General features: G+C 70.3%; 10 protein-coding genes. 3 read left to right on the forward strand and 7 right to left on the reverse strand.

Annotated features, from left to right (window positions below):
* Positions 1 to 34 precede the first annotated feature (34 nt).
* The 7 genes from IH13_RS0130620 to IH13_RS0130650 form a co-directional block, all read right to left on the reverse strand.
* Entirely contained in the window at positions 35 to 358 is a 324-nt protein-coding gene (locus tag IH13_RS0130620; RefSeq protein WP_031089376.1) for a putative quinol monooxygenase, read from the reverse strand.
* A gap of 55 nt (positions 359 to 413) precedes the next feature.
* A complete protein-coding gene (locus tag IH13_RS0130625) occupies positions 414 to 1,238 on the reverse strand; it encodes an alpha/beta fold hydrolase (protein ID WP_031089378.1) in 825 nt (274 codons plus the stop codon).
* Positions 1,239 to 1,398: 160 nt separating this feature from the next.
* Positions 1,399 to 4,158, reverse strand: coding sequence for an ATP-binding protein (locus IH13_RS0130630; protein ID WP_234433448.1), 2,760 nt, complete (start codon positions 4,156 to 4,158; stop codon positions 1,399 to 1,401).
* A gap of 526 nt (positions 4,159 to 4,684) precedes the next feature.
* Positions 4,685 to 5,926, reverse strand: a complete 1,242-nt coding sequence (locus IH13_RS0130640) for a low temperature requirement protein A (RefSeq protein ID WP_031089381.1) — start codon at positions 5,924 to 5,926, stop codon at positions 4,685 to 4,687.
* A complete protein-coding gene (locus IH13_RS41530; protein ID WP_199814897.1) occupies positions 5,923 to 6,429 on the reverse strand; it encodes a putative antibiotic biosynthesis monooxygenase in 507 nt (168 codons plus the stop codon). The genes IH13_RS0130640 and IH13_RS41530 overlap by 4 nt, the downstream gene beginning before the upstream one ends.
* Before the next feature lie 296 nt (positions 6,430 to 6,725).
* Positions 6,726 to 8,183: an aldehyde dehydrogenase family protein gene (locus IH13_RS0130645; protein ID WP_199814898.1), complete on the reverse strand. Its 1,458-nt coding sequence runs from the start codon at positions 8,181 to 8,183 to the stop codon at positions 6,726 to 6,728.
* A 493-nt stretch (positions 8,184 to 8,676) separates the two neighbouring features.
* Positions 8,677 to 9,072, reverse strand: coding sequence for a winged helix-turn-helix transcriptional regulator (locus IH13_RS0130650; RefSeq protein WP_031089386.1), 396 nt, complete (start codon positions 9,070 to 9,072; stop codon positions 8,677 to 8,679).
* A 120-nt stretch (positions 9,073 to 9,192) separates the two neighbouring features.
* Here IH13_RS0130650 and IH13_RS38930 point away from each other — a divergent pair, with 120 nt between their 5' ends.
* From IH13_RS38930 to IH13_RS45195, 3 genes are all read left to right on the forward strand, one after another.
* Entirely contained in the window at positions 9,193 to 9,801 is a 609-nt protein-coding gene (locus IH13_RS38930; protein ID WP_324605204.1) for an enoyl-CoA hydratase/isomerase family protein, read from the forward strand.
* Between the two features lie 10 nt (positions 9,802 to 9,811).
* Positions 9,812 to 10,018 carry a hypothetical protein gene (locus IH13_RS45850; RefSeq protein ID WP_324605205.1) on the forward strand — a complete coding sequence of 69 codons (207 nt, stop codon included), beginning with the start codon at positions 9,812 to 9,814 and terminating at the stop codon, positions 10,016 to 10,018.
* Between the two features lie 142 nt (positions 10,019 to 10,160).
* A partial coding sequence (locus IH13_RS45195) for a hypothetical protein (protein WP_158791414.1) occupies positions 10,161 to 10,788 on the forward strand: 628 nt, incomplete at its 3' end.

A 10,788-nucleotide genomic window follows, 5' to 3' on the forward strand; every position in this document is an offset into this window, starting at 1 on the left:
CGGAACGGCCGCTACTGCCGGCGGGCGTCCGGCGCTAGTGGGCGGGACGGAACGGGCGCAGCAGGCGGATGCCGTCCTCGATGGATCCGTCGATCAGTTCGAGCATCTGCGGGACGAGTTCCCGCATCCGGGGCGCGTCGAGGTGGGCGTCGAGGTGGGCGCGGGTCTCCCAGCGTTCGTAGATGACGAATTCGCCGGGCCTGCCTTCGACTTCGTGGGCCTCGTAGTCGATGTTGCCGGGGTCGTTGCGCGAGGGGGTGACGGCGTCGGTGATGAACGACTTGAGGTCGGCTCCCCTGCCCGCCTTCGCCTTCGCGTCCCAGACGACGGTCACGTAGCCGGTGGGTGTTGCGGTCATGGTGATTCCTTTTCTGTTCCGTGCTGACGGGCTGTACGGCGGTACCGGGCCGGTGTCAGCTCTCGATGAAGTCGAGGAGGTCGGCGTTGAGGGTGTCGGCGTTCACGGTGCACATGCCGTGCGACAGCCCCGGGTAGACCTTCAGGCGCGCGTTCCTGACGAACCCGATGGCCATCTCGGCGGAGGTGGCGATCGGGACGATCTGGTCGTCGTCGCCGTGCATGATGAGCGTGGGCACGTCGATCGCCCGGAGGTCGTCGGTGAAGTCGGTCTCCGAGAACGCCTTGATCCCCTCGTAGTGTGCCTGCGCGCTGCCGGTCATTCCCTGACGCCACCAGTTCTGGATGACGCCCTGGGAGATGTCCGCGCCCGGGCGGTTGAACCCGTAGAACGGCCCGGAGGCGAGGTCGAGGTAGAACTGGGAGCGGTTGGTGGCCACGGCCTCGCGGAAGCCGTCGAAGACCTCGACCGGCAGCCCTCCCGGGTTCGACTCGGTCTGGACCATGAGCGGCGGGACCGCTCCGATGAGGACGGCCTTGGCGACCCGCCCTGCACCGTGCCTGGCGACGTACCGGGCGACCTCTCCACCACCGGTGGAGTGGCCGACGTGGACGACGTCGCGCAGGCCGAGGTGCGTCACCACGGCGGCGGCGTCCGCCGCGTAGTGGTCCATGTCGTGCCCGTGGCCGACCTGGGCGGAGCGCCCGTGCCCGCGGCGGTCGTGGGCGATGACACGGTAGCCGTGCTGGACGAGGAACAGCATCTGGGCGTCCCAGTCGTCCGAGCTCAGCGGCCAGCCGTGGTGGAACATGACCGGCCGGCCCGTGCCCCAGTCCTTGTAGAAGATTTCGGTTCCGTCGCTGGCGGTGACGAACGGCATGGTCTGCTCCTCGTGGTCTCGCCCGGGCACCGGGCGGTTTCGATGTCTCCACGAGAATGGCCCGGCCACCGTACCGACAGCCTCCGTCAGCTGACTGACATCCGGCCGACGGCTCGCTTACGTCAGTACCGGGGCAGTGCTGAGACCCGACCGGTAGCCCTCACAGCCGGGCGGCCGAAGGCTCGGGAGGCAGCGCCTCCAGAGCGTCGCGGAGCTCGGCCCGCGACGTGATCCCCAGCTTCGGGAACACATGGTAGAGATGCGACGAAACGGTCCGCGGCGAAAGGAACAGACGCGACGCGATCTGCGGGTTCGACAGCCCCGTCGCCGCCAGCCTGGCGACCTCCAGCTCCTGCGGGGTGAGGGCCTCACCGGCCTTGCCCCGCCCGGTCCGCGTCATGCCGGTGGCGCGAAGCTCCGCAGCGGCCCGGGCCTCCCACGAACGGGCCCCGAGTTCCTCGAAGCGGTCGCGGGCGGCGGCCAGCTGCACCCGGGCGTCACGGTTGAGTCCTTGCCGGCGAAGCGCTTCGCCGTACGCCAGATGAGCATGGCCGACCTCGAAGGGCCACTGCTCGACGCCCGGCAGTGCGAGAGCCTCCTCGAAGCACCGGACCATGTCGTCGGCAGCCGATGTCATCGCCGTGACCGTGGCCGCGCTCAGCGCGAGCCGCGACGAGAGGTGGCCGACACCGGCGTCGCGCAGCGCGTCCGCGTGCCGTCGCGCTTCCGCGTGCCGCCCGGTGCGCACGGCGGCCTCGACGAGGTCCGGCGCGGACCACACGGCCTCGGGGTTGAACGGCGGCAGCACACCCGGGGCGCAGATCGCCGTGGCATGCCGGAAGGCCGTCTCGAAGTCGGCGGCGCCCAGGGCAGCCCGGGCCGCCGCCTGGTGGGCGCAGTTCTCCAGCCGCCGCAGGCCCCTGGGACCCGACCACCCCCAGACGGCCTCGCAGTGGCGGCGGCACGCGTCGAGGTCGCCGCGCTGGGCCGCGGCCATCGCGGCGACGTAGTGCCCCACCTGGGCGAACAAGTGGTACCCCGTCTCCTCGGACAGCGCGATGAGCTCGTCCGCGGCGTCGGCCGACGCCTGCCACCGGCCGGTGTAGAGGTCGTCCAGGGCGACGAACATCAGGGCCGGCATGCTCGACCCCACGGCGCCGCCGTCGCGTATGACCCGGGACACGGCCTCGCGACAGCCCGGAAGCCGGTCGAGGTACGAGGCGGTCAGGGCGGTGCGGATGACCACGTCGGCGTCACTCTGGTCCCTCAGCCGCGAGATCTCCTCGTCCAGGTGGTGCAGCATGCCGTCGGTGACGGAGCCGAGGTCGTGGTGGACGCGCCCCAGCGACGCCGCGGCGGCGGGCGCCGCCTCGGGGACCCGGGCGAGCACGTCGACCAGAGGTTGCCAGTGCTCGGGCCGGCCCGAGTACTGGCTGGCGAGCGTGAGGGTGAACAGCGCGGTCTCCAGCTCGCCGGACGGCGGACCGGGCGACATCGGCGCCTGCTCGATCGCCTCCATCAGCAGCGCGTGGGCGGTGTCGGCGTCCCCTTCCGTGACGAGCACGAGGAAACCGGCCGTCGCGGCCGCCGAGAGCGACCGGGCCGCCGGATCGCCCCCGACCTCACGCATGATCTCGTGGCTGACCTCCAGATGACCCGCGACCCAGGCGGCGACGTAGGCGGCCTGCGACAGGCGGCGTCTGCGGACTGCCCGGTCGGTGCTCAGCTCGGCCGCGCGCCGCAGCCTCGCGATCGCGCCGTCGGCGTCACCGCGTCGCAGGCTGCTGCGGGCCGCTGATTCCACGACGGCGGCGACCGCCTCGTCGGGCGCCGTCGTGGCTCTCGCGAGGTGGTCACCGCGCCGCTCGGGCTGGTCGGCCAGCGCGTCGGCCAGCCGACGGTGGGCGCTGCGCCGCTGCTCGCCGGTGGAACCGTCGACCACCGCGGATCTGACCAGCGGGTGCCTGAAGCGCACCGTGCGGCCGTTCTCCGCGACCATGACCAGGTGGTCGCGCTCCGCGGGAGCGAGCCCGTCGAGCCCGCCGGGCCCGCCGGCCGCCTCGAGAACGCCGATGTCGCCGGAACCCTCGAGGGCCGCGAGCAGCAGTACCTCACGCGTTCTCCGCGGCAGTCGTTCGACGCGGGCGCCGTACAGAGCGCGCACGTCCCGTCCCTGGCCGCTCGCCCACCCCGCCCCCTGGCCGTGCTGGCCGCCGGACGCCCCGGCGGACCCGGCGAACTCGAGCAGCGCCAGGGGGTTTCCCTGCGCCTCGTGCGCCAAGGTCGAAAGAACCCGACGGGGGAGGTGGGCGAAGCGCCGGGACAGCAGCCGCAGGGCATCCGCGTCACCCAGCGGCGCGACCTCGAGCTCCGGCAGACCGGTGGACCGGAAGGATTCGCCGGACTCCGCCCGCTGCGCTCCGAGCAGCCCGATGCGGCGACCGACCAGTCTTCTGGCGACGAAACCCACCACAGACCGGCTCGCCTGGTCGACGGCATGAAGGTCATCGACCACGAGGAGCAACGGCCGCTCCTTCGCGGCCTCGTCGAACAGGGACAGTGCCGCGTTCAGGACGGCGATCCGGCTCGGCGCGGGACCGGCGCCGAGACCGAGGGCGACATCGAGGGCCTCCCGCGTGGAACGCGGCAGACGACCGAGCTCGTTCGGCAGCGAGCCGACGAGCTGATGGAGTCCCGCGAAGCTGATGTCCGTCTCGTACTCGTCGCCGCTCCCGCGGACGACCCGCGCTCCCTTCGCCACCGCCAGCTCGGCGGTCGCGTCCAGGAGCGCCGTCTTCCCCACGCCCGCATCACCGGTGAGCAGCAGGGCGGCTCCGTCCGTCCCGGCCGTGTCCAGGAACGCCGCGAGCTCGGCGAGCTCGCCCTCCCGGCCGACCAGCCCGGTCGGGCCGATCCCCATGCCTGTCCCTGACTTCGCCCACATCCGCCGTCTCCCTCGCCATGCCTCGCGAAGCAGTCGAACCACCAGCCACGCACTTGACCAGGCATTATCGCACCCGCCAGGAAACGGAGTGTGAAACCATCTGCTTCGCCGGCACCCGCAGCTCCCAGACGAAGACCATGCAGAACACCAGCCGGGCGCTGCGTCCCCACCGCAACGACAGCACGAAGGTCACGCGGACCATCGCTCCGGTCTTCCCCCGCCCGGCAAGGTCCCGGCCGACATGGTCGTCTCCGGCTACCGCCCCTTCGTCACCGTCCTCCAGAGGCCTGCGCAGTCATGATGAACGACTCGTCGAGCAGTTCGCCTCCCGCGCCCACACCAGCGGACAGCGCACGGTCCACGTCCGACGCGACGAAGACGGACGGATCCCTGTCGTCGGCGTGAACAACGTGTCGCCGTCGTTGAGCAGGTGCGCCGGGCGCACGGCACGGGCGCCGCCGTACGCCGTGCCGGCCGGGTTCCCGCGACGGCGGGGGTTCCCTCACAGAACTGGCACCGCGGCGCTTTCGTCGCCCTTCCCACGCTCCGGGCTCGCCCCGAGCGCCGTCAGCGTCAGCCCGGCTGCCACCGCCAGCGCCACCATCAGCCCCGCCGCGAGCACCGCCCAGTGACCCAGGAACGTACAGACGACCACCAGCAGTGCCGTGGCCGGCAGCACCGACTGCTGGGCGATCCCCACCTTGTAGAAGCGCGAGTGCAGCGCCCACACCGTGAGCAGGAACAGCGCTGTCGGCAGTGTCACCGCCGCCGACGCCGACAGCGCCGAAAGGTGCGTCTTGCCCACCGCCTGCTCCACCGCCACCTCCAGGCCGGCCCCGATCGCGGCACCCGAGACGAAGATCAGGTAATGGCCGTAGCCCCAGAGGAAGGACTGCCGGTTGGACCGGAGGTGCCCGTGGATGGGGACTGCGAAGTACACCCACCACGCGGCGAAGATGATCAGCAGTCCGCCGGCGGCGATGGGCAGCAACTCACCCAGGGCCTCGTGCTCGTCGATCCCCGACTTCACGGCGACGGTGGCCGCCGCGATGGTCTCACCGAGCACGATGAGCGTGAGCAGCCCGTACCGTTCGGCGATGTGGTGGGGGTGCCACGGCGTGGGGTGGGCCCGCTCCGCATACAGCGGTACGGCCATCTCCAGCAGTGCCATCACCAGGAAGACCCACGGGCGGCCGGCCTCCGGCAGGGCCAGTAGCCCCAGCCAGCCGATCTGGCACAGCCCGATGGCGTACCGCAGCGCCATCGTCCGCTCGGGGCCCTGGCTCGACCGTGCCACGCGCAGCCACTGCGCCGTCATGGCGAGCCGCATGATCACATAGCCCAGGATGACGACCAGGTACGCGTGTTCCTCGAACGCCTGGGAGACGCCTGCCGTCAGGACGAGCACGCCGGCTATCTGGATCAGCGTGACGATCCGGTACAGCACGTCGTCGTTGTCGTAAGCCGAGGCGAACCACGTGAAGTTCATCCACGCCCACCAGATGGCGAAGAAGATCATCAAGTAGTTGAGGATCCCCTCGCCCGTGTGTCCCTCGACTACGGCGTGCACCAACTGGGCGCCTGCCTGGGCTATGGCCACGATGAAGCACAGGTCGAAGAAGAGCTCCAGTGAGGAGACGCCGCGGTGGGTCTCGTCGCGGCCTCGCGCCGTGAGCCTGCGCAGTGGTCTGTGGTGTGCGGGCGCCGCGGAGCACACCGGCGGCGGAGCCGGGCTGCTTGTCATCGGGTGAGCCAAGCTCCGAAATACCGCTGCAGTCGGGGATTGATCTGCCAGACCATCGCTGCTGCCGCTGCCGGGACGAGTACAGCGAGTCGCACCGGCAGGTACAGATCCTCCAGAACAGGGTTCGTGGCCAGGCCCAGCAGGACGATGGTGGGGTAGATAGCGCACACGGTGAGGAGCCACAGCTTCCAACGCCGGACGGCGGCCGGAACGGTGGGGCCGGGCCGGGGTTCGGCGTTCGCGGACCCGTTCCGGCTCTGCTCCCGGAGCGTGTGCCGGACGTCTGTCACTGCCGGTGGGCTCGACAGTCCAGGATCGTCGGCACCGTAGGCATGGGAAACAATTTTCTCGTTCATGGACCACTCCAAATCGGATGCTGCGTATCGTTTTGATTCCGTCGGTTCCTGCGCGACCGAGGCGATGTTGGCGCTGCGTGATGGGCTGCCCGCGCGCAACAGCGGCAGCAGCTGCCGGGTGAGCAGCACAGGGCTCAGGCGGTTCACCGCCAGCCGCTGCTGGTGCCGTGCCGCCACTTCGGCCGCGAGTCGCTGGGTCTCGGCCAGAGCGGACAGGTCGGCGATGTGTTGCCCGGTCCCGAAACGCTGCGCGATCGGCAGCAGTCGCTGCGGGGCACGGTGCGACCCTGCAGAAGCAACTGGTGCATGGCTTCCGCAAGCTCCTCAGCCAGAGCGAGACCAGGACCGTTCGCTCCGGTGATCAGAATCGACGCCTGGTGCAACCTTCCCGTGCAGGGGACGGCCCGGCGCCCAGGCGGGCGCCGGGCCAGGTCATGATCTGATCAGTGAGCGGACTGGGTGTGGTCCTGCTCCACGTACACCTTGAGGGCCTGGAACTCCTCGATCGCTCGCGGGCCGCACAGGTAGCCGTAACCACTTCCCTTGACGCCGCCCTCCTCGAAGTCCTCGCTGATGGCTCCCCAGGTGTTGATCCATACCGTGCCGGTGCGGATGCGCCGGGCGATCCGGCGGGCCTTCATCGAGTCCGAGCTGAACACCGAGGCGGCCAGGCCGTAGATGGTGGCGTTCGCCTTGGTCACGGCGTCGTCCTCGTCGTCGAAGACCTCGAACGTCTGGACCGGACCGAAGACCTCTTCCTGCACGATCCGGACGTCGGTGCGGTCCACCTCGACCAGGCTCGGTCGGTAGAACGCGCCGGCGGCCAGCGGGCCGTCGGTGACCACACCGCCGCGCAGCAGTACCGTGCCGTACGAGGTGGCTTCCTCGACGATCGCGTCCACCCGCTGGGCGGACGCCCGGTCGATCACCGGGCCGAGCTGGGCCTTCTCGTCGTCGCCCGACCCGAGCCGCACCTGCGCGAGCGCGCTGGTGAGTCGGGTGCGCACCTGGTCGGCGATGTCCCGGTGAACCAGTACGCGGGAGCCGGTGCAGCAGAACTGCCCGTTCATCAGCACCAGCGACTGCACCACGGTCGGGATCACCATGTCCAGATCGGCGTCGGGAAAGATCACCATCGGCGCCTTGCCGCCCAGTTCCAGACCGAGCCGCTTGAGCGTGGTGGAGGCCGCAGCCGCGATACGGCGCCCGACCGGCGTACTGCCGGTGTAGTTGATCACGTCGACCTTGTCCGAGGAGACCAGGAACGGGGCCCCGGTGTTGCCGGACTCGGTGAACACGCTGACCACGCCCGCCGGGATCTCCGGGACCGAGGCCAGGACCTGCGCGAAAAGCTCATTGGTCAGCGCCGTCTGAGCCGGAAGCTTGACCACGACGGTGCAGCCGGCGGCCAGCGCCGGACCCAGCGCCCGCACGGTCAGCATGATGGGGGAGTTCCAGGGAGAGATGATCCCGGCGACACCGAGCGGCTCGGGCACCGAGTGGGTGTACTGGCCGGGTGCCGTCTCGGCGGCGCGCCCGGCGGTCTGGGTGCGCACAGAGGCCGCCGCGTACCGCAGCCACCCGACCGCACCGCTGACCTCCCACGTGGTCTCACCCAGCAGCTTGCCGTTCTCCCGGGACAACATGGCCGCAACCTCGGGCACCCGGGCCTCGAGGGCGTCGGCCAGCCGGCTGAGTGCGGCCGCCCGAAGCGAGGGAGTGCGCGCCCATTCGGTGGCCTCGAACGCGGCGGCGGCGGCGTCCACGGCGGCCGAGGCCTCCGCCTCGCCACCGTCGTAGAACGAGCCGACGACGGTGCCGTCGGCCGGGTTGATCGATTCCAGAACCGAGCCGGAGCCGGTCCACTGTCCGTTGATCCAGTGCTGCGCGATGGTGCTCATGGTCCGCTCCTCGTGGTCCCGCCCGGGTACCGGGCGGATTCGATGTCTCCACGAGAATGGCTCGGCCACCGTACCGACAGCCTCCGTCAGCTGACTGACATCCGACCGACGGCGCGCTTACGTCAGTACCTGAACTGACATTCCCCTGACGCCACCGCCGCTGTCCGCCCCGAGCACGCCCGAACGGCCCCTTCCGCCCGACCAGGAAAACTCAAAGAGATCTGGCACCGAGGTCACGCAGAAGGCCCCTCGCAGGCACTCACCCTTCGACAGTCGAGCCCACGTTCACCGATCAGGAGTCCCGGCGATGCCGGAGTACGAGTTTGCAGCCCTCGCCGCCGGGGCCGGATACCTCGGCCTATCCGTGGAACAACCTCAGACCCGTCCCGCCACCGACACCCCGTCAGCCGTCCACCAGGAACGACGAGGGCTTAGCGCCGGTTTTCGTTCCGATGTTCCTCGACCCCCTAGAGGCCCGCGGGTTCAGGTGGTGTCAGCGCGGGGTTCGCTGGTCGTAGTCGCGCTGGCGTGCTCGGATCTCGGAGGCGTTCGCCACGGTCCAGTCGTAGAGGTGAGCGAACGGCTCGCGCAGGGATTCGCCGAGGGAGGTCAGCGAGTATTCGACGCCGACCGGCGAGGTCGGCAGCACGCGGCGCTCGACCATCCCGTTGCGTTCGAGTCGGCGCAAGGTCTGCGTGAGGACGCGTTGCGTGACGCCCTCGAGGCGGCGCTTGATCTCGTTGAACCGGCGTGGTTCGACCAAGACCGCCATCACCATCATCGACCACTTGTCGGCGATCTGATCGAGGATCGGCCGGCTCGGACAGTGGGACCGAAACACCACGTCGTGCTCGGCGATGGCCCGGTAGACGGCCTCGGAAGTGGCCATGGCGGTATCCTCCACGATCCCTGGGATGCTTGAAGTGCGTTATTGACGCAGGTCAAAGGCGATTTCACCATAGGTATGCAACAGGAACCAGGGTCCTGTTGCATACCTAGGAGAAAATTCATGGGCCACGACACCTACGAGACCTTGCGGGTCAGCCAGAAGGACGCAGTCGCGTACGTCACGATCGACAACCCGCCGGTCAACGTCCTCAGCGTCGCGGTCATGACCGACGTGCGGCGCCTGCTCACCACGCTGGCCGGCGACGCCACCGTACGCGTGATCGTGTTCGACAGCGCGGACCCCGACTTCTTCCTCGCCCACGTCGACATGACCGCCACCCCGGACGCCCTCGCCGGACTCATGGCCAACCTGCCGGACGGCGTCAACGTCTTCCAGGCCGTCGCGGAGCAGCTGCGCCACCAGCCTCAGGTGACCATCGTCAAGGTCGCGGGCAAGGCGCGCGGCGGCGGAGCCGAGTTCGTCGTGGCCGCAGACATGGCGTTTGCGGCGATCGGCAAGGGCGGGCTCAGTCAGGTCGAAGCCCTCATGGGCATCGTCCCCGGCGGCGGCGCCACGCAGTACCTCACCGAGCGCGTCGGCCGTAACCGCGCTTTGGAGATCGTGCTCGGCGCCGACCTGATGGACGCCGAGACAGCCGAGCGGTACGGCTGGGGTCAGAGCCGTCCCCGCCGACCAACTCGACGAATTCGTCGACCGCCTGGCCGGTAACATCGCCGCGTTGCCCGACGGTGTCGTCGCGGCAGCCAAGCACGCCATCGCAGTCCGCGATCATTCCGACGGCCTGGCGCGGGAAGACAACGCCTGGGCCGGGCTCGTATTCCGCCCCGCCACAGCGCAGCTCATGGGCGCCGGGCTGGCCGACGGCGCCCAGACCCGGGACGGCGAACAGGACCTCGAAGGTCTGTTCCGCAGTCTCGCCGAGTAGCTGATCGAGCGTTTGTGACAAGTCGAATGCCTTGGTGGTGACAACCAGACTGCTTCGACTGTTCCGCTTCGCCGGCTCACGCGGCTCCGCTGGGTGACAACTCCTGGGCTTCGGCTCGATCCGGCGGGCCGCCGCACAGCGCTTGGACGGCGGCCCGCTTTCGAATCCGCACCACGAATACGAGGCCGAAGATGACCACGCCCTGGCCGCGGCGCACCGCCCGCCGCTCGCTCGCCCCGCGCTCCGCGAGCCGGTCGGCCCCGTCCGGATCGGCCGCCGCGTCGTACGGCGCGGGCGAAGGGGATGGTCGCCGGCGCCGTCGCGGCGGCCCTCGAGGACGCCCGCTTCGACGCCCTGGCAGGGCTCCCGGTTCGAGGACCTGGCCGACGACGTACGCGGCCGGGCGGAACTCGCGGAGGGGGAGCGCCTGGACCCGCTGCTCGCCGCCGCCCCGGCAGGCACCGTCTACGACCCGGACACCGATGACGTCGTCCAGGCCGAGCTCGCCGCCGACGCCGCGGCCGCCGCCGCCCGCGAGGCCGAGCTGCGCGAAGCGACGCGGAGCGCGGCCCGCGCCGACGAGCTCCAAGCGCTGCGCGAGCCGCTGGAGCAGGCCGAGCCGCGTACCGGGGGCGAAGCGGTCCGTGACGAGCTGACCCGGCGAGCCGGCGGGTACGTCCAGGCCGACGTCGACGTCTGGTTCGCCCATGCCTTGGCCGCCCGCCTCGGGTACTGTCGTGACCCCGCAACAGCGAGGACATCCCGCAGAT

Source organism: Streptomyces sp. NRRL WC-3549 (assembly GCF_000721935.1).
In the GTDB taxonomy this organism is placed as follows: Bacteria; Actinomycetota; Actinomycetes; order Streptomycetales; family Streptomycetaceae; genus Streptomyces.